This is a genomic window from Amycolatopsis ponsaeliensis, assembly GCF_030182635.1.
GTDB classification, from domain to species: domain Bacteria; phylum Actinomycetota; class Actinomycetes; order Mycobacteriales; family Pseudonocardiaceae; genus Amycolatopsis; species Amycolatopsis ponsaeliensis.
The window spans coordinates 1-24,602 of record NZ_JAPZLD010000078.1 but is presented as its reverse complement, the minus strand read 5'-3'; the positions used below and the strand labels follow the sequence as shown (position 1 = coordinate 24,602).

The 24,602-nt window shown below is 70.7% G+C and carries 21 protein-coding genes and 1 pseudogene; 12 read left to right on the top strand and 10 right to left on the bottom strand.

The features are described from left to right. Positions 1–5: 5 nt before the first annotated feature. A pseudogene (locus QQ657_RS53215) lies at positions 6–789 on the top strand (DUF1684 domain-containing protein). A gap of 15 nt (positions 790–804) precedes the next feature. On the opposite strand, the gene QQ657_RS53210 reads toward QQ657_RS53215, so the two are convergent. From QQ657_RS53210 to QQ657_RS53200, 3 genes are all read right to left on the bottom strand, one after another. Beyond that, positions 805–1,287 carry an AMIN-like domain-containing (lipo)protein gene (locus tag QQ657_RS53210; protein WP_284750129.1) on the bottom strand — a complete coding sequence of 161 codons (483 nt, stop codon included), beginning with the start codon at positions 1,285–1,287 and terminating at the stop codon, positions 805–807. 98 nt (positions 1,288–1,385) lie between these two features. Next, complete coding sequence (locus QQ657_RS53205) at positions 1,386–4,928, bottom strand: NB-ARC domain-containing protein (protein WP_284750128.1); 3,543 nt, start codon at positions 4,926–4,928, stop codon at positions 1,386–1,388. Positions 4,929–5,035: 107 nt separating this feature from the next. Then, positions 5,036–5,713 carry an MBL fold metallo-hydrolase gene (locus QQ657_RS53200; RefSeq protein WP_284750127.1) on the bottom strand — a complete coding sequence of 226 codons (678 nt, stop codon included), beginning with the start codon at positions 5,711–5,713 and terminating at the stop codon, positions 5,036–5,038. Between the two features lie 109 nt (positions 5,714–5,822). Here QQ657_RS53200 and QQ657_RS53195 point away from each other — a divergent pair, with 109 nt between their 5' ends. Both QQ657_RS53195 and uvrA read left to right on the top strand, forming a co-directional pair. Continuing rightward, a complete protein-coding gene (locus tag QQ657_RS53195) occupies positions 5,823–7,028 on the top strand; it encodes an acyltransferase family protein (protein ID WP_284750126.1) in 1,206 nt (401 codons plus the stop codon). 76 nt (positions 7,029–7,104) lie between these two features. Further along, complete coding sequence (uvrA, locus tag QQ657_RS53190; RefSeq protein WP_284750125.1) at positions 7,105–9,966, top strand: excinuclease ABC subunit UvrA; 2,862 nt, start codon at positions 7,105–7,107, stop codon at positions 9,964–9,966. Positions 9,967–9,970: 4 nt separating this feature from the next. Here uvrA and QQ657_RS53185 read toward each other — a convergent pair whose 3' ends face one another. Continuing rightward, on the bottom strand, positions 9,971–10,513 hold the full coding sequence (locus tag QQ657_RS53185; RefSeq protein ID WP_284750124.1) for a fibronectin type III domain-containing protein: 543 nt from the start codon (positions 10,511–10,513) through the stop codon (positions 9,971–9,973). A 221-nt stretch (positions 10,514–10,734) separates the two neighbouring features. On the opposite strand from QQ657_RS53185, the gene QQ657_RS53180 reads away from it, so the two are divergent. The 4 genes from QQ657_RS53180 (at position 10,735) to QQ657_RS53165 (ending at position 13,113) form a co-directional block, all read left to right on the top strand. Next, complete coding sequence (locus tag QQ657_RS53180; protein ID WP_284750123.1) at positions 10,735–11,253, top strand: hypothetical protein; 519 nt, start codon at positions 10,735–10,737, stop codon at positions 11,251–11,253. A gap of 144 nt (positions 11,254–11,397) precedes the next feature. Beyond that, entirely contained in the window at positions 11,398–11,949 is a 552-nt protein-coding gene (locus QQ657_RS53175; protein ID WP_026469270.1) for a sigma-70 family RNA polymerase sigma factor, read from the top strand. After that, positions 11,946–12,665 (top strand): anti-sigma factor family protein, encoded by a 720-nt coding sequence (locus QQ657_RS53170; protein WP_284750122.1) that lies wholly within the window; start codon positions 11,946–11,948, stop codon positions 12,663–12,665. The genes QQ657_RS53175 and QQ657_RS53170 overlap by 4 nt, the downstream gene beginning before the upstream one ends. A gap of 4 nt (positions 12,666–12,669) precedes the next feature. Continuing rightward, entirely contained in the window at positions 12,670–13,113 is a 444-nt protein-coding gene (locus QQ657_RS53165) for an SRPBCC family protein (RefSeq protein ID WP_284750121.1), read from the top strand. Between the two features lie 116 nt (positions 13,114–13,229). On the opposite strand, the gene QQ657_RS53160 is transcribed toward QQ657_RS53165, so the two are convergent. Further along, complete coding sequence (locus QQ657_RS53160; protein WP_284750139.1) at positions 13,230–14,648, bottom strand: MFS transporter; 1,419 nt, start codon at positions 14,646–14,648, stop codon at positions 13,230–13,232. 120 nt (positions 14,649–14,768) lie between these two features. On the opposite strand from QQ657_RS53160, the gene QQ657_RS53155 reads away from it, so the two are divergent. Beyond that, positions 14,769–15,170: a winged helix-turn-helix transcriptional regulator gene (locus tag QQ657_RS53155; protein ID WP_284750120.1), complete on the top strand. Its 402-nt coding sequence runs from the start codon at positions 14,769–14,771 to the stop codon at positions 15,168–15,170. A 99-nt stretch (positions 15,171–15,269) separates the two neighbouring features. Here the strand turns inward: QQ657_RS53155 and QQ657_RS53150 are convergent, their stop codons facing one another. Beyond that, on the bottom strand, positions 15,270–16,637 hold the full coding sequence (locus QQ657_RS53150; RefSeq protein ID WP_284750119.1) for a cation:dicarboxylate symporter family transporter: 1,368 nt from the start codon (positions 16,635–16,637) through the stop codon (positions 15,270–15,272). A gap of 157 nt (positions 16,638–16,794) precedes the next feature. On the opposite strand from QQ657_RS53150, the gene QQ657_RS53145 reads away from it, so the two are divergent. Next, the gene (locus QQ657_RS53145) at positions 16,795–18,369 is read left to right on the top strand and encodes a sensor histidine kinase (protein WP_284750138.1); all 1,575 of its coding nucleotides are present in this window, start codon (positions 16,795–16,797) and stop codon (positions 18,367–18,369) included. Next, complete coding sequence (locus QQ657_RS53140; RefSeq protein WP_284750118.1) at positions 18,366–19,034, top strand: response regulator; 669 nt, start codon at positions 18,366–18,368, stop codon at positions 19,032–19,034. The genes QQ657_RS53145 and QQ657_RS53140 overlap by 4 nt, the downstream gene beginning before the upstream one ends. 4 nt (positions 19,035–19,038) lie before the next feature. On the opposite strand, the gene QQ657_RS53135 is transcribed toward QQ657_RS53140, so the two are convergent. After that, on the bottom strand, positions 19,039–19,683 hold the full coding sequence (locus QQ657_RS53135; protein WP_284750117.1) for a hypothetical protein: 645 nt from the start codon (positions 19,681–19,683) through the stop codon (positions 19,039–19,041). Between the two features lie 63 nt (positions 19,684–19,746). Between QQ657_RS53135 and QQ657_RS53130 the strand changes: the two genes are divergently transcribed. After that, positions 19,747–21,501, top strand: coding sequence for a M64 family metallopeptidase (locus QQ657_RS53130; RefSeq protein ID WP_284750116.1), 1,755 nt, complete (start codon positions 19,747–19,749; stop codon positions 21,499–21,501). Between the two features lie 301 nt (positions 21,502–21,802). On the opposite strand, the gene QQ657_RS53125 is transcribed toward QQ657_RS53130, so the two are convergent. The 3 genes from QQ657_RS53125 to QQ657_RS53115 are packed head-to-tail and all read right to left on the bottom strand — an operon-like array spanning position 21,803 to position 23,636. Then, positions 21,803–22,417: a response regulator transcription factor gene (locus QQ657_RS53125; protein WP_284750115.1), complete on the bottom strand. Its 615-nt coding sequence runs from the start codon at positions 22,415–22,417 to the stop codon at positions 21,803–21,805. After that, positions 22,414–23,361, bottom strand: coding sequence for a sensor histidine kinase (locus QQ657_RS53120; protein WP_284750114.1), 948 nt, complete (start codon positions 23,359–23,361; stop codon positions 22,414–22,416). The genes QQ657_RS53125 and QQ657_RS53120 overlap by 4 nt, the downstream gene beginning before the upstream one ends. Next, positions 23,358–23,636, bottom strand: a complete 279-nt coding sequence (locus QQ657_RS53115; RefSeq protein ID WP_284750113.1) for a hypothetical protein — start codon at positions 23,634–23,636, stop codon at positions 23,358–23,360. The genes QQ657_RS53120 and QQ657_RS53115 overlap by 4 nt, the downstream gene beginning before the upstream one ends. A 299-nt stretch (positions 23,637–23,935) precedes the next feature. On the opposite strand from QQ657_RS53115, the gene QQ657_RS53110 reads away from it, so the two are divergent. Further along, the coding region (locus QQ657_RS53110; protein WP_491047363.1) for an SGNH/GDSL hydrolase family protein at positions 23,936–24,602 on the top strand (667 nt) is incomplete at its 3' end.

The window sequence follows — 24,602 nt, the reverse complement described above, 5'->3', positions numbered from 1 at the left end:
CCGCGATGAGCACGTTCACGAGCGAGTGGCAGGACTGGAAGACGCGCCGTGAGGAGGATCTCGCGGCACCCCACGGCTGGCTGGCGCTGGTGTCGCTCGACTGGCTGACCGACGCCCCGCGGGAGTACCCGGGCATCCCCGGCCGCTGGTGGCAGGACGCCGACGCGGCGTACGTCGACCCCGGCCGGCGCGACGCTGACGCACGAGGGCGCGCCGATCACCGAAACCCGCCGGTTCGAGCTGGTCAACAGCGGCGCGGGCACGCGCGTGCTGGCCGGCGACGTCGAGATCGAGGTCGCCCGCCGGTCGGGGTACCTGATCCGCGTCCACGACCCGAAGGCCGAGGTGCTGCGCGAGTTCCACGGCATCCCGGCGTACGAGCCGTCGCCGTCCTGGGTGGTCGCCGGCCGCTTCGAACCGTTCGACGCGCCGCGGCCCACGACGGTCGGCGCGGTGGTGGAGGGCCTCAGCCACGTCTACACGGCGCCGGGCCTGGTCCACTTTTCCGTCGAGGGAAAGCCGCACACGCTCACCGCGTTCAACGGCAAGGACGGCGGCTTCAGCATCCTGTTCACGGACGAGACGAGCGGCGTCACGACGTACGCGGCGAACCGTTCGCTGCCGGTCGGCGCACCTGCGTCCGACGGTTCGGTGACGCTGGACTTCAACCGTGCGACGAACCTGCCGTGCGCGTTCACGGACTTCGCGACGTGCCCGCTGCCGCCGGCGGGCAACCACCTGCCGTTCGCGGTGGAGGCGGGGGAGAAGATCCCGTACGAGCGCGGGTGACTCCCCCGCCCGCCGTCAGTGGGCGACGTCGATGACGACGCGGTTGGGCGCGGTGAGCGTGAAGACGTTCACCGTGCTCCGCGTCCGCACCCCGAGCCCGACGCCGATCTGGCCCTCGAAGTCCCCGGTGAGGGCGACGGCCATGACGTTGGCGAGGTTCCGCGTCCGGAACTTCTGCGGCCCGGGGTAGGTGAAGTGCCCGCTGGCGTCGTAGTAGGTGGCGGGCGAGACGACGACGTTGATGAAGTACTGCCCGGTGAGCCACACGATCTCACCGCTCGCATCGAAGGTGAGCTCATCGGTGAGCTGGTAGCGGACGGTGGGCACGGATCCGGCACCCAGGTCGAGCACCACCCGGTCGAAGCCGGGGTTGTTCCCGGTCCGGATGTTGCTCAGGGCGGCCGGCCCGGCCACGGCCTCGGCGGGAGCGGCGGCGGCAAGCGTCCCGGCGATCAACAGGGCGACGGCGAGAAGCGCGCGTCTGACGGGTCTGGACATGGTTGGACCTCCTGGTCGGGCGAACCTCGGGAAGTCCCAGCGCTGGGTCTGCTGGGGACGCCCGGTTCGTCCGGGAGTTGCGCCGGTGTTCCGTATCGTTATCCGGCTGCTCCGGACGTGTCCGCCGCGGCTGCCATCGGATCGGGGCCAGTGCGATCGACGCCGGCGACGAAGGTGAACCAGAAGATCCCGTGGCCGCCGACCACCGCCAAGCGGTCTCCGGCCAGCCACGCGCACCCGGTCAGTTCGCCGTCGAGGCGCAATTCGGTCAGGCATCGCCAGCCGATGGCGTCGATGATGCGCAAGGTTTGGTCGTCGGACACGGTGGCCAGGAGCGACCCCTCCGGTGACCAAGAGAGGTCTGTCGCGTCGGCGATGAAATCGTGGTCCGTGTATGCGCCGCTCACCGTCCAGGTGGCAGTGTCCACGTGCTGAACCGTCTTGCCGACGCGAACGGCGAGCCGTCGGCCGTTCGGGACCGCGATGAGGCCGGAGATCCGGTCGTTCAGCGGAATCGTCTTGAGGACTTTCCAGGTTTTCGGCACGACGATGTGGATCGTCGTCCCCGTTCCGATCGCGAGCCACTCGCCGTCGGGGCCGAGCTGCGCGTAAACGTCGCTCTTCTTCTTGCTGGTGCGGTTGAACCGCTGCCGTATCTTGGTCGTCACGGAGTCCGCGTCAGGAGCAGGCGGCTCGGCGCGGTGGACGCCGGAATCATCGACCGTCGCGAACAAGGGACCTTCCCAGCTCCCGGTGTCCCAAACGAGTACGCGGTCTTCGCCGTCCGTCATGCATACCAGGTGCCCGCCTATGGAGACCCCGTGGATGACGGAGTCCGCCGGGTGTTGAAGCGTTCGCGAGGCTTGCCAGTTTCCGGCATCGCAGACGAGGACGGATGAGTGCTGCTCCACGAGCAGAGAATGGTTTCCCGCGCCGATGACCTCGTAGGTCCGTTCGGGATAAGCAAGGTTTTCGATCTCGGCGCGGGAAACGGGGTCGTGAATGGTGACGGAATCACTGCGGGCCACAGCCAGCCAAGAGCCGTCCGTCGCGGCGGCACACGAGCGCGTCGATCCGGTCGGCGCGCTCGCCCGTGCGATTTCGGAGTGGGCCTGACCGGCGTGCCAGAGTCGCACGGTGCCGTCGTTGCCGGCCGAAGCCAGCACTGAGCCGTTGGGCGTGAACGCGAGGTGCTCGACGTCCGAACCGTGGGCGGATATCTGCCCGGTCGGGCGCCAGCCGGCGACATCCCAGAAAACGACGTTGCCGGAACTGCTGCCCGTCGCGAGCGTCCGGCCGTCCGGGGAGAAGGCGGCTGTCGTCAGGCCTTCGTGCTGGTGGAGCGACAAGGCCGGCCGGTCGGCCGCGGTCAAGTCGAAGACCGCCAGCCCGCGGGATCCCGGTGCGGCCAGCCATCGTTGATCCGGGCTCACGACCACGGTGTCCGGCGAGATGCCGGTGTCGAGGAGGAGCCGGAACGTGCCCGAGCCGAGGTTCCAGATCCGCAGCTGGCTGCCGTCGAGAGTCACCACGGTGCCGTCCCGGAGCGGGACGCAGACTTCGACGGTGTCCGGCATCTTGAAGGAACGCAGCTGCTTTCCGGAGCCGGCGTCCCACAACCGGATCGTCTTGTCATCGGTGCAGACGATCGTCCGGCTGTCGGCCGAGAAGCACAGGGTGGCCGCCGAATCCCGCAGGCCGGTGAGGACGGCCCGGACCTGCCAGGTGCCGACATCGCGGATCTCGATGGTGTTGTCCTCACCTGGCAGCGCGAGCGATCGGCCGTCGGCGGAAAGGGCGAAGTCGTAGTCCGAAGACGGAGTCGTGAGCAACCTGATCAGCCGCCCGGTCTCGGTGTTCCAGACCCGGATGCCGTCGTACGCCGCCGACATGAGGTCTCCCGCCGGCGTGAAGGTGCACTGCCTGACCCAGCCGTCGTGCCCGGCCAGAACGCGGTTCAACGCCGGGTCGGGCAGGTCGGGCAGGTCCATCTCGGCGACGAGCCGAGGCAGGCCTTCGAGCTCCGCGACGGCGGCATCGCGCAGTTCTTCGAGAGCGGGTGACCGGGGCAGCCGCAGAGCGAGAGCGTTCACCACCGCGTGGTCGGGCGTCGTCGGAGTGAGCAGGTGGGCGAGCTGGTCGAGGAAGCGGCTGAGCTCCTTCGCGGTCGCGGTGCCGACCGGCGCGAGGTCCTCGGCGACCGCGACCGGCCCGAACCTGCGCAGCTTGCCGGTGACCCACAGGGGATGGGTCACCAGCTTCGACAGCTCGCCGGTCCGGTCCGCGCCGGCCAGGTGGTAGCCCAGCGTCCGCCACAGGTAGTCCGCGGACGACGGCAGCTTCCACCACTCGACGGGCTGCTGATCCGGAGTGGTGGTGAGCGTGGTCGCGACGGCATCGAGCAGCTTCTGGTTGAGCTCCCGCCGCCGGGCCTGGCCGCACTCGTGCCGCAGGTAGGTGCGGATGACATCGTGCAGCCTGAACTTCGCGCGGTCACCACGCCAGATGATCAGCGAGAGCTCGGCCAGTTCGTGGCACAGCCGGTCGCTCTCGTCCGGAGTCAGGCCTGCCGTCGTCCGCCACAACAAGACCACCAGGTCGACGGGTATTTCGGTGTCCTCCGGGAAGATGGCCAGCTCCACCGCGCGGATGCGGCGCTCGCCCAGCAGGCCGAGCGAAGATTCGAGCGTCGCGGCGACCGCGCGATCGCGTCGTGCCGCGTCCGCGACGTCGAGCGCGGTGGGCCCGAGGTCCCGCAGGCGGCGAAGGAGGCGCTCGGCGGCGTCGGCGACGTCCGCGCCGTCACGTTCGGCGCGACGGAGGGCCGCGTTCGCCAGGCTGAGGGCCAGCGGCCACCGGCCGGTGATGTCGAGAAGCTGCTCACCGAGCGTTTCGGGTAGTGCCGGGAGGCCGCCGCCGACCAGGTCCTTCGCCTGTTGCCGGCTCATCTGGTCGACGGGCACTGCTTCCGCGTCCGCCGGGAGCAGGTCGGGTATCCGGGTCGTCACCAGAAGGGTGCAGCCCTGACCGGCGCTGAGGAACGGGCGCAGCTGCTCGGCGGTCCAGACATCGTCGACGACGAGCAGCGACCGCCCCCGGGCCCGCAAGACCTCGCCCAGCCGGATTCCGGCCTGTTCCGGGCTCGTGATGCCCGGCCTCTGCCCTTCCACGCGCTCGATGAGGTCGTTGATGAGTTTGGCGAGCGCGGCGCCGTGGATCTCCTGCCCCACCGTGACCCAGAGCGGAGTGCCGAACGCCGCCGCGATCGCCGGGAGGGTGCACACCTCCAGCGCGAGCGTCGTCTTGCCGAAGCCACCGGCCCCGGCGAGTGCCGTCGTGATGCCGACCTTGCCGGAGCGCCCGGCGAGCAACGAACGCACGATGCGCCCGGTGAGCTCGGGCCGGGGGACGAACGAGCCACCGGAGCCCGGCAGGGCGGGTGCGCCGAGCCTCTCGCCACGGGACGGCCGCGGAACCGCGCGCCACACTTCGAGCGCCACCCAGGCGGCCGAGAGCACCGCCAGCACCACGAAGACCAGCCAGCTCCAGCCCGACGTCAGGACGTTGACCGCGATGGCGACGGCGATGTTGGCGAAGGTGACCGCCGCCGCGACCGCAGCCTGCTTCCGCTTTGACGTCACGCTGGCTCCAATGCGCCGTGAGAAATGCCGCGCGTCAACTGGTAGCACGTCGGTGACGCGAAGTCAGCAGGCCGGGCCGCTCCCGTGGGTCCGGTTCGGCGGCGGGCTCACCAGCCGCGCTCGCGCCACTCCTTCAGCTTCGGCCGCTCCGCTCCCAGCGTCGAGTCGTCGCCGTGGCCCGGGTAAAACCACGTCTCGTCCGGCAACTCGTCGAAGACGCGCGACTCCAGGTCGTCCATCAGGCTGGCGAAGTCCTCGGGGTTCGTCGTGCGCCCAGGGCCGCCCGGGAACAGCGAATCACCGGTGAACAAGTGCGGGTGTCCCGAAGGATCGCGGTACAGCAAGGCGATCGACCCCGGCGTGTGCCCGCGCAGGTGGATCACCGACAGCGTGACCTCGCCCACGGACACCGTGTCGCCGTGCTCCACCAGGAAGTCCGGGGGTACCGGCAACGGCGAAGCGTCCAGCGGGTGAGCCGCCGTGTTCGATCCGTTCGCGCCCGCCACCGCGCCCAGTGCCTGCCAGTGGTCTCCATGCTGGTGAGTAGTCACCACCGTGCGAAGTGCGGGCCGGTCCGGGCCGTGGCCGATCAGGTCCGAGATGCGCTCCGGGTCGGCCGCCGCGTCGATCAGCAGGGCCTCCTGGGATGCCCGGCACACCAGCAGGTACGCGTTGTTGTCCATCGGGCCGACGGACAGCTTGGTGATGGTCAGCGCGTCCAGGGTGCGCCGGGTGGCGTCGCCGCCCGGGTCGACGTGCCCGGTGTAGGTCTCCACGATGTTCACCCCGCACACGGTAGTCGTTTCGCTCCAACCGGTTCCACCCGCACAAGCGCGCGCCCGCGGCTCCACGTACGCTCACGGCAAGCCCCCGCCAGCCGACCTCAGGACGACCGTGCCCACCTCCCCGACGCCGCGCCGGATCAGCTGGGACCTCCTCCGCGTCGTCGCCGTCCTCGCGGTGATCCTCGGGCACGTCACGCACCAGGGGGCGCTCCTGCACCCCGAGCTCACGGGGTACCCCTTCCGGGTGACAGCGCAGTTCGGCGCCGCGATCCTGCTGGTGATCTCCGCCTTCTTCGTTTGCGCGAGCCTCCGCAAGGGCAATCCGCGCCGGTGGCTGTGGAACCGCGTCGCGCGCCTCGTGCCGGCCTACCTCGTCGCCGTCCTGGTGACCTACGTCGTGACGCGGTGGGCCGCCATCTCCTTCAGCGGCCTGCCCTACCCGCCGGGTGTCCTCGGGTTCCTCTTCGGCGTGCCGCAGGGGCTGCCGGCCAACCCGTCGCCGTGGTACATCCCGACCGGGCTCGACCTGGTCGCCAACCTCGGCATGGTGCAGGAGTGGGGCGTGCGCTCGGAGACGTTCTACTACCTCGACGGCTCCTACTGGACGCTGCCGGTGCAGCTGCTGGCCTTCACCGGCGCGGCCCTGCTCTGGCCACGCTCGTGGCGCACCCACCGGCTGACCGTCGCCCTGCTCTGGGCGCTGATCCTGGTCCCGCTCGCGCTCCGCTTCCTCGTCTTCGCGCCGGGGACGGCGAGCCCGGTCGTCGAGACCTTCTACTACGGCCTGGGCCTGCACCGGCTGCACGTCTTCGCCATCGGCGTCGCGCTGTGGCTCTGGTCGCAGTGGCGGCTCAGGACGTGGCACGCCGCGCTGTTCGTCGTCGCCGCGGTCGCCGCGCAGGACCTGCAGGTCTTCCCGTTCCACGTCGCGCTGCCGCAGGACGCCCTGCGCTGGCCGTCCACGATCGGGTTCGCCGTGCTGCTCTTGCTCGTCTGCCTGGCTGCCCGCGGCCCGGACTGGCGGTTCCCCGGGCTGGCGAGGATCGCCCCGGCCGTCACCTGGCTCGCGGGCATCTCGTATGGTCTTTATCTGGTGCACCAGGAACTGGGTTACGTCCTGGCCCGCGCCCTGCTCGACGCCGGCCTGCCCGGCTGGTTGCGGCTCCCGGTGGTCGTCGGCGCCGCCGTGCTGGCGGGCTGGGCGGTCACCGCGGGGGTCGAACGGCCGGTCCACCGGTGGCTCACCACCCGCCGGAAGCCGGAAGAACCGCAGGTCAAGGACGCGGAGCCAGTTTCTGTCGGTGGTGGCTCGTAGCATGGAGAGGCCGCCCGTGCAGCCTCCTCTCCGGGCCGGCGACCGCAGCTGAGAATGACACTGAAGGGACCCTGGCGTGGCTGATCGCCTCGTTGTTCGCGGCGCCCGCGAGCACAACCTCCGCGGCGTTGATCTCGACCTGCCCCGCGACAGCCTGATCGTTTTCACCGGTCTGTCCGGGTCCGGGAAGTCGAGCCTCGCCTTCGACACCATCTTCGCCGAAGGGCAGCGGCGCTACGTCGAGTCGCTCTCGGCGTACGCCCGCCAGTTCCTGGGGCAGATGGACAAGCCGGACGTCGACTTCATCGAGGGCCTCTCGCCCGCGGTGTCGATCGACCAGAAGTCCACCTCGCGCAACCCGCGCTCGACCGTCGGCACGATCACCGAGGTCTACGACTACCTGCGCCTGCTCTACGCGCGGGCCGGCAAGGCGCACTGCCCCAAGTGCGGCGAGCCGATCAGCAAGCAAACCCCGCAGCAGATCGTCGACCAGGTGCTGGAGATGGACGAAGGCGTCCGCTTCCAGGTGCTCGCGCCGGTGGTGCGCGGGCGCAAGGGCGAGTACGTCGACCTGTTCGAGAACCTGCAGCAGCAGGGCTACGCGCGCGTGGTCGTCGACGGCACGGTCCACGCGCTCACCGACCCGCCGAAGCTGAAGAAGCAGGAAAAGCACCAGATCGGCGTGGTGATCGACCGGCTGAGCGTGAAGTCGAGCTCGCGCCAGCGGCTCACCGACTCGGTCGAGACGGCGCTGCGGCTGGCCGACGGCCTGATCGAGCTCGAGTTCGTCGACCTGCCCGAGAACGACCCGCACCGGATCCGCGGCTTCTCCGAGAACCTGGCCTGCCCCAACGGCCACCCGCTGGCCATCGAGGACCTCGAGCCCCGCTCGTTCTCCTTCAACTCGCCCTACGGCGCCTGTCCCGAGTGCACCGGCATCGGCATCCGCAAGGAGGTCGACCCGGAGCTGGTGGTCCCGGACGACGAGCTGTCCCTCGGCGAGGGCGCGATCGCGCCGTGGTCGGGCGGGCAGAGCGCGGACTACTTCATCCGGCTGCTGGAGTCGCTGTCGGAGACCATCGGCTTCCGGATGGACACGCCGTGGCGCCGCCTGCCCGCGCGCGCCCAGAAGGCCGTCCTGCACGGCGTCGACGAGCAGGTGCACGTCCGCTACAAGAACCGCTACGGCCGCCAGCGGTCGTACTACGCGGCCTTCGAGGGCGTCATCCCGTTCCTCGAGCGGCGCCAGGAGCAGACCGAGTCCGAGTACATGCGCGAGCGGTACGAGGGCTACATGCGCGAGGTGCCGTGCCCGGCCTGCCAGGGCACCCGGCTCAAGCCGGAGATCCTCGCCGTCACGCTGGCGCACAAGTCCCGCGGTGACATGTCGATCGCCGAGGTCTGCGCGCTCTCCATCGCGGAGGCGTCGCAGTTCCTCGACGAGCTGGAGCTCGGGCAGCGCGAGTCGATGATCGCCGGCGCGGTGCTCAAGGAGATCCAGGCCCGCCTGCGCTTCCTGCTCGACGTCGGCCTGACCTACCTCTCGCTCGACCGCGCGTCGGCCACTCTTTCGGGTGGTGAAGCGCAGCGCATCCGGCTCGCGACGCAGATCGGGTCCGGGCTGGTCGGCGTGCTGTACGTGCTCGACGAGCCGTCGATCGGCCTGCACCAGCGCGACAACCACCGCCTGATCGAGACGCTGACCCGGCTGCGGAACCTGGGCAACACGCTGATCGTCGTCGAGCACGACGAAGACACGATCCGCTCGAGCGACTGGGTGGTCGACATCGGCCCGGGCGCGGGTGAGCACGGCGGCCACATCGTCCACAGTGGACCGTACAAGAAGCTGCTGAAGAGCAAGGAGTCCCTGACCGGGCAGTACCTGTCCGGGCGGCGCAAGATCGAGGTGCCGGCGATCCGGCGGCCGATCGACAAGAAGCGGCAGCTGACCGTCGTGGGCGCGCGCGAGCACAACCTGCGCGGGCTGGACGTCTCGTTCCCGCTCGGCGCCCTGGTCTCGGTCACCGGTGTCTCGGGTTCGGGCAAGTCGACGCTGGTGAACGACATCCTGGCGACCGTGCTGGCGAACAAGCTCAACGGCGCCCGCCAGGTGCCGGGCCGCCACACCCGCGTGAACGGCCTGGGCAACGTCGACAAGCTGGTGCGGGTCGACCAGTCGCCGATCGGGCGGACCCCGCGCTCCAACCCGGCCACCTACACGGGTGTCTGGGACCACGTGCGCAAGCTGTTCGCCGCGACGACCGAGGCGAAGGTCCGCGGCTACCAGCAGGGCCGGTTCTCGTTCAACGTCAAGGGCGGCCGCTGCGAGGCGTGCGCCGGCGACGGCACGATCAAGATCGAGATGAACTTCCTGCCGGACGTCTACGTCCCCTGCGAGGTCTGCAAGGGCGCGCGGTACAACCGGGAAACCCTCGAGGTGCACTACAAGGGCAAGACCGTCTCGGACGTGCTCGACATGCCCATCGAGGAGGCGGCGGAGTTCTTCGAGCCGATCAAGGCCATCCACCGCCACCTGCAGACGCTGGTGGACGTCGGCCTCGGCTACGTCCGGCTCGGCCAGCCCGCGCCGACGCTGTCGGGCGGTGAGGCGCAGCGCGTCAAGCTGGCCAGCGAGCTGCAAAAGCGCTCGACGGGCAAGACGGTGTACATCCTCGACGAGCCGACGACCGGCCTGCACTTCGAGGACATCAACAAGCTGATCGGCGTGATCAACGGCCTGGTCGACAAGGGCAACTCGGTGATCGTGATCGAGCACAACCTCGACGTGATCAAGACGTCCGACTGGATCATCGACATGGGCCCGGAGGGCGGCAACGGCGGCGGCACGATCGTCGCCGAGGGCACGCCGGAGCACATCGCGAGCGTCGAGGAGAGCTACACGGGCGAGTACCTCCGCCACGTCCTCGCGCCCGAGTAACGGCTCACCGCTCCTCCCCGGTGGTCTGGTGGACCACCGGGGAGAGCGGGCCGTAGTGCAGCGTCCGGAGCCGGTAGGCCGAGCCCTCCTCGCCCGGGAGCACGGACAGCACGCACGTCGTGGTGTCCGGGTCGGTTACTTCGACCGGGTCGTAGTCCGGCGCGCCCGGCCGCCGGATCTCCAGGAGGAAGCCGGCTTCGTCGGTCGAGCGGTCGGTCCACGTGAACGTCACCGTGTCGCCGGACGTCACCTCGTGCAGCTCGGCCGAGACCGGGCCGGTGAACGGCTGCTCCCGGTAGTAGAACGGCGTCCGGGGGATCAGGTCCGGGTGGTGGTAGCTCGTCGTGTGGGCGGGGAGGAACCGCAGCGTCGTCCACGGCCCCGCGGGGTCGTTCGCGTACTCGACGCGGTGGCCTGCCCCATCGTCCGGCCACGTCAACACCACGTCGGTCGGTGACGTCAGCGAAGCGGTGAACGAGGGTGGCGGCGCGGCGGCGGAACAGCCCGCGGCCAGCAGCGCCACGAGGAAGAGGGGTTTCACGGACACGGCGGCTCCCGAGGTGAAGCGGGGGCGGCGGCGAACGTGATCAGCTTAGGAACCGGCCCGCACGGCGACAAGGTCGTGCCGATCACCGGAACGCACCAATCCGGCGCCGGACCGGCACCGAATCGCGCGAAACCCCGCTGAACCGTTTCCCGCAACCGTCCGTGTCTCAGGTGTCGAGGTCCGCCGGACGGCGGTGCCGCCCTCACCGAGGAGAGAACGTCATGAACCGTATCCGGACGGCCAGTCTGTGCGCCGCCGCGATCGCCGTCGTCGCACCCCTGTCGGCCTGCGGCGACATGGCTTCCGCGGGGGCCGGGAATCCGGACCACGGCCAGCCCGGGCACGTGATGCTCGCCGCGACGCAGGTCGCGGGGGTCGGGACGGTCGTCACCGACGCCGCGGGCAAGACGCTCTACCGGTTCGACAAGGACATGGCGACGCCGCCGATGACCCACTGCGACGGCGAATGCGCCACGACCTGGCCGCCGGCGCTGGCCGGGGAGGGCTCGCCGATGCTCGAGGGCATCCAGGACAGCCAGGTCGGCACGGTGGCGCGGCCGGACGGCAGCAAGCAGCTCACGCTCAACGGCTGGGCGCTGTACGAGTTCTCGGGCGACAAGGCCCCCGGGCAGATGAACGGCCAGGGTGCCAACGGCACCTGGTTCGCCGTCGCTCCGGACGGCTCCAAGATCACCGCGGGCGCCCAGGGGCAGCCCGCGGCCGGTGGCTCCGGCTACTGAAACCGACGGTTTCCGGGCAGAACGAGGAAGGACGGGCAGCCGATGAACACCATGGTCGCGCTGCGCTCGACGCACGCACCGCCGGTGGAGCTGAGGGTTGCACTACTGTCCTCGACGACTCAGAACACCGTCGGGAGGACGAGGGTGGCCATAGGAGGCAGGCGGCCTAAGAAGGCCAAAGGCGAAGACCTGATTCGGCAGCTTTACGCCGAGCACGGCCGGAGCCTGCTGGCCTACGCGACGAGGCTGACCGGTGATCGGGCGGCAGCCGAGGACGTGGTCCAGGAGACGCTGGTACGAGCGTGGAAACACGCGGACGACCTGCAGAACGACGGGAAGGGCTCGGTGCGCGGCTGGTTGCTGACCGTCGCGCGCAACCTGGTCACCGACCGGGCACGTGCCCGGGCGGCCCGGCCACAGGAGGTGGCCGAACCGGCCGAAGGCGTGCCGACGCCGGCCGTCGAGCGAGATCACGCCCAGGGCGTGGTCGACTCGATGACGGTGCTCGGCGCGATGGACGGCCTTTCTAACGAGCACCGAGAGGTCCTGGTGGAGATCTACTACCGGGGACGGACGGTGGCCGAAGCGGCGAGAACACTGGGCGTCGCACCGGGTACCGTGAAATCAAGGTCGTACTACGCACTGAGAGCACTGAGAGCAGCGATGATTTCGAGCGGAACGGAGGTGGCGCGATGAACTCGGTCGACGAGAGTCACACGCAGCTCGGCGCGTACGCCCTCGGCGCGCTCGATCCCGGGGAGGCGGCCGACTTCGAGCGGCGGCACCTGCAGACCTGCGCGCAGTGCCGGTTCGACCTGAACGAGCTCGTGGCGTTGCGCGAGTCGCTCGACGAGGTACCGCCCGAGGCGTTCCTCGACGGGCCGCCCGAAGGCGGGGATCTGCTGCTGCAGAAGACCCTGCGGCGGGTGCGCGACGAAGAAGAGGCGGCACCGGTCCGCTCGGGCGGTTCGTCACGGCGGGGCCTGGCCCTGGTCGCGGCGGCGGTGCTCGTCGTGGCCGCGCTCGGCGGCGGGATCCTCGTGGGACGGCAGACGGCGCCGGAGACCGGCATCGCCGCTCCGGCACCGCTACCGGACTCGCCTCCGGGCACGAAGAGCGTCGAAGGGCGCGACCCGACGACCGGGGTGCAGCTGGCCGCTTCGGTGAGCCCGTTCGCCGGCTGGGTCCGGGTCAACGTCGCCGTGAAGGGCGTCAAGGCCGGGGAACAGTGCCTGCTGCAGGTCGTCACGAAGGACGGCCAGGCGGTCACCGCCGGCAGCTGGAAAGTGTCGGAGAAGTGGGAGAGCCAGGGCTTCTCGCTCGACGGGTCCGCGCTGGTCGCGCCCGACGACGTGAAGTCGGTCGACATCGTCACGGTGGACGGCCGGAAGCTGGTCTCGGCCCAGGTGTGAGGCCGTGACGGGCGCGCGCTACCGGTTCAGCAGCACGTGGCTGCTGCCCGGTGCCGCGCCCGAGCGGGTGTTCGGCGCGGTCACCGACCTCGCCGGCTACCCGCGGTGGTGGTCGGACGTCCGCAGGGTGCGCCGGGTGGACGACGACACCGCCGAGCTGATCTGCCGGTCCCGCCTTCCGTTCCGCCTGGTCGTCCGGATGCACCGGGAGCACCAGGACGAGCGAGCGGGCCTGATGCGGGTCCGGTTGAGCGGCGACCTGGACGGGGTGCTGGCCGGAGCGGTCCGCGCGGCGGGCGCGGACACGCTCCTGGAGATCACCCAGGACGTCCAGGCTCGCAAGGAGCTGCTGCGGCGGCTCGACGCGGTGGCCCGGCCGCTGTTCCGCGCGAACCACGCGCTGATGATGCGGCGGGGCCACCGCGGCCTTTCGGCCTACCTGGCGTGATCGAAGCCGGAACTCACGTGATCGAAGCCGGAACTCGCGTGATCAGAGCCGGAACTGGCGAGTTACGGCTCTGATCACGCCAGTTACGTGCCTGATCACGCGGGTTACGGGCCGGGTCACGCCTGGCCGGCGACGCAGACCTCGGGCTCGGGCGCCGGAGCGGTCGGGCGGGGACGGCGGGCCAGCACCAGGCCGCCCAGGGCCACCGCCGCGATCAGGAAGCCCGCGCTGACCCCGTACGCCAGCCGGAACCCCGACGCCAGCGCCTCGCGGTGGTCCAGCCCGCCGAGGCTCGCCGTGCGGGACGCGGCCACCGAAGCCAGCACCGCGGTACCCAGCGCCGCGCCGACCTGCTGGGTCGTGTTGATCAGGCCGGACGCCACGCCCGCGTCCTCGGCGGCGACGTCCGACATCGCCAGCCCCATCAGCGCCGGGATCGCCGCACCCGCGCCGAGGCCCATCAGCAGCAGCGGCGGCAGGATGCCCGTGAAGTAGCCGCCGGACACCTGCGTCAGCAGCAGCAAGCCCACGATCACCAGGCCCAGGCCGGACAGCAGCACCGTCCGCGGCCCGAACCGCGATGCCAGCTTCTCCGCGAAGCCCAGTGACGCCACCGCGATCACCAGCGGCACCGGCAGGAACGCGACGCCGGTCCGCAGCGCGTCGAGGCCCAGCACCTGCTGCAGGTACAACGCCGTCACGAACTGGAAGCCCAGCATCCCCGCGACCATCAGCACCATCACCACGTTCGCGCCGGTGACCGCCCGGATCCGGAACAGCCGCAGCGGTAGCAACGGCGTGCGTGCTTTCGCCTGCCGCACCACGAACGCGGCCAGCAGCACCGCGGCCGCGGCCAGCGCACCCCAGGCGGAGGAGGAAATCCCGTACACGCCGAGCATCACCGCAGCGGTGACCAGCACCGCGCCGAGGACGTCCAGGCCGGCCCGCAGGCCCGGGCCGCGGTCGGCCTCGACCACGCGGACCGCCAGCACCAGCGCGACCACGCCGATCGGCAGGTTGACGTAGAACGTCCAGTGCCAGCTCAGCGCCTGCGTCAGCGCGCCGCCCGCGATGAGCCCGATGGACGCGCCCGCGGCCTGCGTGAAGCTGTAGACGCCGATCGCGCGAGCCCGGGCCCGCGGCTCGGGGTACATCGTGACGATCATGCCGAGCACGACGGCCGACGCGAGCGCGCCGCCGACGCCCTGCGCGAACCGCGAGACGACGAGGACGCCCGCGTCCGAAGCCAGGCCCGCGACCAGGGAAGCGAGAGTGAACAGGCCGAGCCCGCCGAGGAAGACGCGGCGGCGGCCGAGCAGGTCGCCGAGGCGGCCGGAGATCAGGAGCAGGCCGCCGAAGGCGACCAGGTACGCCGTGACGACCCAGGCGAGGCCGGCGGGCGTGAAGCCGAGGTCGGCCTGGATCGCGGGCAGCGCCACCGCGACGATGCTGCTGTCGAGCACGACCATCAGCGACGCGGCGCACAGCACCGCCAGCGCGAGGCCGCGGGAGCGGATGGGATGGTTCTCGGCCACGTTGTTGTCGAGCACAGTAGGCCCCTCCAGTCGAGCGTTCCCCCTGGTAGTTGCCAGGGCACTTCTTGTAACAGTGCCCATCATGTGTGACCATGGGTGCGCCGGGAAGGAGGCACTTTCATGTCCCAGGGGAACATCGATGTACCTGTCCAGGTCACCGAGATCGACCCGGAAAAACTCGATGTCTGCACGGTGCTGGAGGTCATCAACCGGATCAGCGGCAAGTGGGCGATCGGCATCCTCCTGGAGGCCATCCGCGGCCCGGTGCGGTTCACGGAACTCGAGCGCGCGGTCAACGGGATCAGCCGCCGGATGCTGACGCTGACGCTGCGCAACCTCGAGCGCGACGGCCTGCTGGAGCGCACGATCTACCCGACGGTCCCGCCGCGCGTGGAGTACGAAGCCACGTCGATGGCGAAGGAGCTGTACCAGTCGCTGAGCGGCCTGCTCGGCTGGGCGGAGCGGCACCGCGAGGACATCACCGCGGCGCGCGTCGTCTACGACGGGCACGCCGCCTGCTGACGCGGACATGGAAACGGGCCGCGGTGCGAAGTCGGGGAACTCGCACCGCGGCCCGCGTGGTTCGTGCTCAGCGGGGGCGTGAGCACGAACGGGTGGGGGTTACCTCGCGGGTTCCTTGACGGCGTCGTCCATGTCGTCGGTCCCGGCCGCGTGGCTGTGCTCATCGAGCATCGTGGCTTCGTCGAAGGGTTCCTGCCCGGCGAAGACGCGGTGCGCCTTCTCGCGGTCGAACTCCTTCGTCCAGTTTCCGATGAGGACGGTCGCGACGGCGTTGCCCGCGAAGTTCGTCAGCGCGCGGGCTTCCGACATGAACCGGTCGATGCCGAGGATGAAGCCGACGCCGTTGAGCAGCTCCGGCCGGTGCGACTGCAGGCCGCTCGCCAGGGTCGCGATGCCCGAGCCGCTGACGCCCGCCGCACCCTTGGACGCGATGATCATGAACGCCAGCAGGCCGATCTGCTCACCGATCGACAGCGGTTCGTCCTGCGCGGCGGCGATGAACAACGTCGCCATGGTCAGGTAGATCGCCGTGCCGTCCAGGTTGAACGAGTAGCCCGTCGGGACCGTGATGCCGACGACGGACTTGCTCACGCCGACGTGCTCCATCTTCGCGATCAGCCGCGGCAGCGCCGACTCCGACGACGACGTCGACAGGATCAGCAGGAACTCGCGGCCGAGGTAGCGCAGCAGGTTCCAGATGAACACGCGGGCGCCGAGCCACAGCACGATCCCGAGGATCACGAACACGAACACCAGGCAGGTCGCGTAGAACCCGATCATGATCACCGCGAGGCTCTTCAGCGCGGCCCAGCCGGTCGCGCCGACCACCGCGGCGATGGCGCCGAACGCGCCGATCGGGGCGGCCCACATGATCATCGCCAGGATCCGGAAGACCAGCCGCTGGATGTGCTCGATGCCGCGCAGGATCGGCGCGCCCTTCGGGCCCAGCTTCTGCAGTGCGAACCCGACGAGCAGCGCGACCAGCAGGGTCTGCAGGACCTCGCCTTCGGTGAAGGCGGAGACGAGCGTCTTCGGGATGATGCCGAGCAGGAAGTCGACGGGGCCTTCGGCGCCACCGGCGGACTTCTGGACGCTCTTCACGTCGGCCGGGTTGAGGTGCAGGCCGGTGCCCGGGTGCAGGATGTTGCCGACGACCAGGCCGATCGCCAGGGCGAAGGTCGACATGATGATGAAGTAGAACAACGCCATCAGACCGACTTTGCCGACCTTGGCCGCCTTCGCGACCGAGCCGACGCCGATGACGATGGTGCAGAAGATGATCGGCGTGATCATCATCTTGATCAGGTTGACGAAGCCGTCGCCGAGGGGCTTGAGGCCCTTGGCGAAGCCCGGGAAGAGGAAGCCCACCAGGATCCCGAGCGCGACCGCGACGATCACGGCCAGGTACAGGTAGTGGGTCTTGTCCCGCTTGCGCGGGGTCTCCTCGGTCGTCGGTGGGGTCGGCACCGTTGCCTCCAGCTCAGGGGTGTTCCAGGTTGCGGCACACTGTAGGCCCACTCGGGTGACCCGGCTCACTTGTGTTCATTGAGTTCGCACGATGATCGCACCGTCCCGTTCGGACACCCGGGTGCCGGTGTGCTGGTATGAGGAGGTGCCCCCGACGATGCGGTCCCGCTGGAGCCTGGCGCGCCAGCTGCTCGTGCTGCAGCTGGCGGTGCTCTGCGTGCTCGCCGGCGCCGGGATCACGTTCGCCTACCTCGACGCGCGGCGGGCGGTCGACGAGAACGCGCGCGACCAGGTCCGCGCGATCGCCTTGGCGGTGGCGGACGCGCCCACTGTCGCCGCCGCGACGGCCACGGCGAATCCGAGCGCCACGCTGCAGCCGTTCGCGTTGCAGGTGCAGGCCCACACGCACGTCGACTTCATCACGATCATGAGCCCGGCCGGGATCCGCTACACCCACCCGAACCCGGCGCTGATCGGCCAGCACTACATCGGCACCATCGAGCAGGCGCAGCGCGGACAGGACTACACCGAGACCTACACGGGCTCGCTCGGCCCGTCGGTGCGCACGGTCGTCCCGGTGTTCGGCCCGGGGCACCGGGTGGTCGCGCTGGTCGCCGTCGGGATCATCGTCACGGCGATCTCGGCGGAGCTGCGCGAGCGGCTGTGGCCGCTGTTCGGCGTCGCCGGCGGAGTGCTGCTGGTCGGGGCGCTGGGCGGCTGGCTGATCAGCGCCCGGCTGCGGCGCCAGACCCGCGGGGTCGCGCCGGACGAGCTGAGCAACCTCTTCGAGTACCACGAAGCCGTGCTGCACTCGGTCCGCGAGGGCGTGCTGCTCGTCGGCCGGGACGGGCGCATCGGCCTGTGCAACGACGGCGCGCGCGCCCTCCTCGGCCTCGACGCCGATCCGGTCGGGCGCGAACTGGCGTCGCTGGGCCTGCCGGCCGAGCTGGCGGAGGCGTTCACGTCGGCGGAGAACCGCGCCGAGGAACTGCACCTGACCGACGCCCGCGTGCTCCTGGTCAGCACGACCGCGGTCCGCATGGGCGGCCGCTCGCAGGGCACCGTCGTCGTCCTGCGCGACCACACGGAACTGCAGGCGCTGACCGGCGAACTGACCACCGCCCGCGGTCTCGCGGAGGCCCTGCGGTCGCAGGCGCACGAGGCGGCGAACCGGCTCCACACCGTCGTTTCGCTGGTGGAGATCGGCCAGCCGGAGCAGGCAGTCGAGTTCGCGACGGCCGAGCTCGCGCTCGCCCAGGAGCTGACCGACCGCGTCGTCGGGGCCGTCGCCGAGCCGGTGCTCGCCGCGCTGCTGCTGGGCAAGGCCGCCGAAGCGAGCGAGCGCGGGGTCGAGCTGACGATCACGCCGGACACGGTGATCGACGACGTCTCGCTCGGCGTCGCGGCCCGCGACCTGGTGACCATCCTCGGCAACCTGATCGACAACGGCATCGACGCGGCCGTGCGCGGGCACGGCAAACCGGCCGTGGTCGTCACGGCCCGCGCCGACCCGGGGGAGTTGCTGCTGCGCGTCGCCGACACCGGCCCCGGCGTCCCCGAGGACGCCGACGTCTTCCGCCGCGGCTGGTCGACGAAAGCCGGGGACGGCCACGGGCTCGGCCTGGCGCTGGTCGGCCAGGCGGTCCGCCGCTACGGCGGCACGGTCGACGTCGGGCACGACGGCGGCGCGGTGTTCACCGTGCGGCTGCCGCGGCAGGAGGCGGCTTCGTGATCCGGGTCCTGGTGGTGGAGGACGAGCCGGTGGCCGCCGAGGCGCACCGCGTCTACGTCGAGCGGCTGTCCGGGTTTTCGGTGGCCGGCGTCGTGCATTCCGGCGGCGACGCGCTGCGGTTCTGCGAGCGCGAGCCGGTCGACCTGGTGCTGCTGGACTTCTACCTCCCCGACACGCACGGGCTGGCGGTGTGCCGCTCCCTGCGCGCGGCCGGCCTGCCGATCGACGTCATCGCGGTGACGTCGGCGCGCGACCTCGGCCTGGTGAAGGCCGCGGTGTCGGTGGGGGTGGTGCAGTACCTGCTGAAGCCGTTCACGTTCGCCACCCTGCGCGAAAAGCTGGAGCGCTACCGGGAGTTCCGCGACGCGTCGGGCGAGGTGACCGGCCAGGCCGAGATCGACCGGGCCCTCGGCGCGCTGCGCACGACGGAACAGCCGCCGCTGCCGAAGGGGATGAGCGTCCAGACCCTGGAGGCGATCACGGACGCGTTGTCCGGAGCCGCGGAAGGGCTGTCGGCGGGGGCGGCGGCGAGCGCGATCGGGGCGTCCCGCGTGACGGCGCGCCGGTACCTGGAGTACTTGGCGGACAACGGAATGGCGCACCGCGAGCCGCACTACGGCCAGGTCGGACGGCCCGAAGTCTGGTACCGGCTGACTCGCGTATAACGACTTACAAGCGGTCGGTCAGGAGCTGCGCCAGCGTGGTGTAGACCTTGTCCGCGAAGGGGCGGATGTAGAGCTCGGCCAGCCGGGTCTGGCCGTGGGACTTCTTCACCACCAGCACCAGGACGTCGCTCGAGTTGGTGCCGTCCAGCGAGCAGGTGCGGGTGGTGCCGGCCACTCCGCCGATCGGGTTCGCCGGGCCCTTGCAGTCTTTGGTCCACGCGGTGACCAGTGAGGAGACCTGCCCGGTGCCCGGGACGACGGTGACGAACAGGTCGAGCAGCTGCCGGCCGCCGGTCCGGCTGGCGTAGTTGCAGTGGTAGGTCGTGGCGTCGTACTGAGTGGTCTTCGCCTCCTCGACCGCGTAGGCGTCCAGGACGACGCCCATCGTGTCGCTCGACTCGGTCACGCCCAGGAAGGGGCAGGCCGAGGTCACCTTGGCCGGTGAGTGCGGCGGCGGTGGCTGCGGCGTGGTCGGCGGTTGCGAGCCCGGCCCCGGGCCCAGTGCGGGCGCGTCCGACGACGGCCCGGTCGTCGGCGGCTTGGCCGAAGCCGAAGCCGCCGTGGTGCTCGCGACCGGAGCCGGCGTCGAGCACGCCGTCACCACCGCCAGCGCACCCACCGACAGCAGGATTCCCCCTCGATTCCCCATTTCGGGAGGATAGCCCGACTTCCGGCGGTTCCGGCCGCTTTTCGGGTGCGCTAGACCGGGACCATGTCGAAATGGGCCGGATTAGTCGCAGCGCTGCTGATCACCGCCGGGGTCGCCACACCCGCACAAGCCGAAGAGCCCGCCGCCACCGTCACCGACGTCCAGGTGACCGGACCGGTCGCGCAGCGGTTCAACCTCGTCGTCCTCGGGGACGGCTACACCGCCGCCGAACAGCCCAAGTTCTTCGCCGACGTCCAGCGGCACGTCAGTACCCTGTGGTCGCTCGAGCCGTTCAAGTCCTACCGCAGCTACTTCAACGTCTACGCCGTGTCGATCGCCTCGCCCGAGTCCGGTGTGGACTGTGACTCCTCGCTCGACGCGCCCCGCCGCGACACCCCGCTGAACATGGGGTTCTGGGGCGGCTGCAACGCCGCGAGCGTCCAGCGCCTCCTGACCGTCGACGACGACGCGGCGCAGCGGTACGCCGACCGCGTGCCCGGCACCACCCGGGCCAACCGGCAGATCCTCGCCCTCGCCAACAGCGGCACCTACGGCGGCGCGGGCGGCACCTACGCGACGGCGTCCGGCGGGAACGCGCTTTCCGCCCTGATCTCCCCGCACGAGCTGGGCCACTCGCTCGGCGGTCTCGACGACGAGTACGACTACTACGCCCGCAACGTCCCGGGCGGCGCGTACGAAGGCGGCGAGCCCGACTCGATCCACCACACCGTGCTGACCACGCGGCAGATGCGCGACCAGCACGCGAAGTGGTATCGCTGGCTGGGCGAACCCAGCGAGTCGGGCGGCACGATCGGCCGTTTCGAAGGCGGGCTCTACACCCAGACCGGCGTCTGGCGGCCGAGCCGGCATTCGATGATGAAGACCCTCGGCTACGCCTTCGACCAGGTCGGCCGCGAACGGATGACGCAGCGCATCTCGGCGAAGGTGCCGCTCATCGGCGGCGGCACCCCGGCCGGCACGCTCGGCGCCGACCGCGTCGTGTGGGTGCGGCCGATGCACCCGGTGAGCCACCGCCTCGACGTCACCTGGACCCTCGACGGCGCCCCCCTGCACGGCGCCGACGCGCTCGACTTGCGCCAGGCGCACGTGAAGCCGGGGAAGCACACGCTGATCGCGAAGGTGACCGACCCGACGCCGTTCGTCCGCGACCCGGCCGCGCGGCCGGCGGCGACCCGCACGTGGACCGTCGACACGTCGGTGACCACCCCGCCCGCCGGCGGCCCGGCGGTGGTGGCGTCAACGCCTACCGCTCTGCCCGTCGGCGGGCACGACGTCGTCTACGTCGAAACCGGGGAGCCGACGGGGTCGATCCCGCAGGTCCGCTGGGCCCTCGACGGGAAGCCGGCCGGGAGTGGGCCCGACTTCGCCCTCGACGAGGCACGCGGAACGCACACGCTCACCGCGACGACCGGCGGCACGACGCTGACCTGGACGGTCGACGCGGCCGGCCCGACGACCACGGCGGAGCTGCCCGCCGCGAGGGACAACGTCTTCCACGGCTCGTTCACCATGCGGCTGACGGCATCCGACGGGATGCCGGAGTTCCGCGTGGACGGCGACGGCTGGCACAAGTACTACGGCTGGCCGACGGACCCCAACGCACCGTACGTGTTCACGGCGCGCGGCACGGAGATCGACGGCTTGGCGTACGGCAACCTCGGTTCGGGCGGGCTGACGGTGTCACCGTTCGCGACGCGCACGGCGGGCTACGGCAGCCACCGCATCGAGTACCGCTCGATCGACGCGGCGGGCAACATCGGCCCGACGCGCTCGTTCGTGGTGACGCTCAAGCCGTGATCTGCGCGGCCGGTCAAGTACAACGAGCATCAGGGACCAGAGCTCGTCCGTGCACTGGAAATGGAAGCTCAGCGCTGCCGCGCCGGCCCGGCCCAAGTCGGCAGGATTCCGGCAATGTCGGGTTCCCGGCTGATGTCTTCGGCGAGCGCAGGTTTCGTGGCCTCTCCGGAGGTGTCTTGAATGAGTCATTCAGGACCTCCCAAGACCTGAATGACTCATTCAAGACGTTTGCCCAGGGCACCACGCCCCCTCGACCGGCACCAGGGGCAGCCAGGCCGGGCGACTTTGCCGGAACCCTGGCCTAAGTCGGTGGGTCGGGGTGGGGGTATTCGTGGACAAGGGCGCGGATGTCGTAGACGGGTTCGTCGGTCGCGGCCCATTTGGCGCGGATGCGGTCGAGGTAGGAGCGGACGGTGGGGATGGCGATGCCGAGGCGACGGGCGGTGGCGGCCAGTGTGCTACCGGTGCCGTAGAGGTAGAGGACCTGGAGTTCTTGCGGGGACAGTTCGGGTGGGTCGTCGTTGATGAGGGTCATGAGTTCGGTGGTCAGCGCCAGGTGTCCGGTGTGGACGGTGCGGATGGCGTCGACGAGTTTGTCGGCATCGTCGTCTTTGATGAGGTAGCCGGAGGCGCCGGCGCGGATGGTGGCGCGGATGTGGCGGCGGTCGCCGTGCACGGAGATGACCAGGACGGCGGTGCCGGTGGCGCGCAGGGCGATGACGTTGGCGTCGGGGTGGGTGCCGTCCTCCAGTTGCAGGTCGAGCAGGACGACATCGGGGCCGTCGGCCTGGGCGGTGAGGTAGTCGGCGACGGTGGTGGCGGTGCGCACGAGGGTGATGTCGGTGGTGTCGGAGAGCAGGGCGCGTAGACCGGCGGGGACGAGTTTGTCGTTGTCGATGACGGCGATCCGGATCATGCCGGCCATCGCAGGTCGATGCGAGTGCCTTCGCCGGGGTGGCTGTCCACTGTGGCCGCCGCGCCGATCTCGGTCATCCGCTCGATGATCGAGTGCCGGATACCGTAGCCGAGATCGGTGGTCGCCGGGTCGAACCCCTTGCCTTGATCGACAATCGCCACCGTCACCACCGGCCCGGCCGCCCCGCCGTCCCCACTGGCCATGGCGGTGAGGCGGACGCGGGAGGTGCCGGCGTGCGCGGCGGTGTTGCTCAACGCTTCCGCGCTGGCCCGGCACAGAGCGGTGACGACCGCGGTGGGGAGGTCGTCGGGCAGGTTGGCGAAGTGGTACTCCACCCGCAACCCCAGGGCGGCGCTGTCGCCGCCGGCTTTCATCAACGCCAGGGAGAGGTCGGTGAGGGTACCGCCGGTTTCGTCGGGGGCGGCGCCACGCAGGATGGTGACGCTGACCGCGCAGTGCCGGCGCACCATGGGGTCGGGGTGGGCGGCGGGTCCGGGGCCGGCGATCATCGTCAGGATGCGCAGCGGCCCGTCGTGCAGGGCGCGGTAGCGGCGGACCTGCTCGCGAAAGTGCCGGGCGCGTTCCTCGGTGTGCGCGCGCTGGGCGGCGAGCCGTTCCCGTGCCGTGATCACCTGCGTGGTGGCGATGTCCACGTGGTGCACCGCCCGCCGCAACCGTTGGATGAACACCAGGCAGCAGGTGGCGGTGCCGACTTGCCAGCCGATCGTGCTGAGCAGCGAGGTGATGTCCCCGCCGCCGTCGGACAGCGGTGGCTGCCCGACGATGTAGGCGACGGCGAGCGCGGTACAGCCGGCCGCGGTGCCCCTGACCGACCCGCTGATGAGCGCGACGGCCACCGCGACACTCACCGTGATCGGCTCCAGATAGGAATTGGACACGTTCGAGAAAATCGGGTTGTCCACCGCCAGCGGCAGCACGATCATGGTGGCGACGGTGACCGTGACGTCCGCGACCAGCACCGCACTGGGCGCCGCAGCACCAGCGTGATCAGCACCGCGCTCCACCCGGCCAGAACCACGTACACGATGGTGGCCAGCGGAACCCGTGTGTAGGCGTGGCTCTGCGTGCCACCGACGATGCTCAGCGCGACCATGGCCAGGGTGGCCAGCCGGGACAGCACGACGACCGCGGCCACGATCCCCCGCACCTGCCGGTCCAGACCCGCCGCATCCGCGACGTCGACCTCAGCCTCGGCCACCGCCGCCTGCGTCGATGGCACTCCTCAGCATCTCCCGGTCCTGCTCGACCGGATACGCACCCGATCCACCCTGGCGCCTCGCCGACGCCACGTCCATGCCGCACTTGTGCGGCATGGACCGGTCCGGACGGGTCGCGCCAAGATCGGTGCCCAGCACTCTGCCAGTGGTGAATGACCTGAGCGGTCGTGACCGGCGCCACGGTCACCCTGATGGTTCCCTGCGCATTCTTGGTCACAGGAGGAAAGAGATGTTCATTCCTGCGCGCAAAGCGCGCGGTCCCGCCGAGGCATGCACGAGAATGCCGCGACTGCTGTCCATCGCGACGGTCGGCGCCGTTTCCATGGGTGCCGCGTTCGGCCTGACGCCGGCGGCGTCCGCGGATCCGCCGCCCGCCCAGCGGGTGAGCGTGGCGGTCGACATCGTCGGCGACTCGTACCTGGCCGGTGAGGGGGTCCGCGACACCTACATCGATCCGGCCGACCCGCGCCATCGATCCCTTGTGGCACCGGCGTTGCAGGCGCTGTCGCGGCTGCAGAGCGGCAACACCCGGCTGCTGGTGGACGCGAACGTCGTCGCGGCTTCCGGCGCGCAGACCACGGACTTCTTCGAAGCGCAGAAGGGACCGGACAACACCGTCGTCAACCCGCCGCAGCGCGACCAGGTCCGTCCCGGCGCCCAGCTCGTCATCGTGGGCTTCGGCGGCGATGACGCGCACCTGGCCACCGTGCTCGCCGACGTCCAGCGCGCCGCGAACGGACTGAACGTCGCGCTGGACAAGCAGATCAGGGACCTCGGTTCGCTACTGGACTGGACCTCGACGGACCAGGAGTACCTCGCCCAGGCCAAGTCGTGGGGGGCCGGCCCGGCGCCGCCCCCCGCCGCCCGGCGCCAACACGCCAGGGCCCGCACCGCCAGCCCCGCCCCCCCCCCCCCCCCCCGCCCGCCCCCCCCCCCCCCCCCCCCCC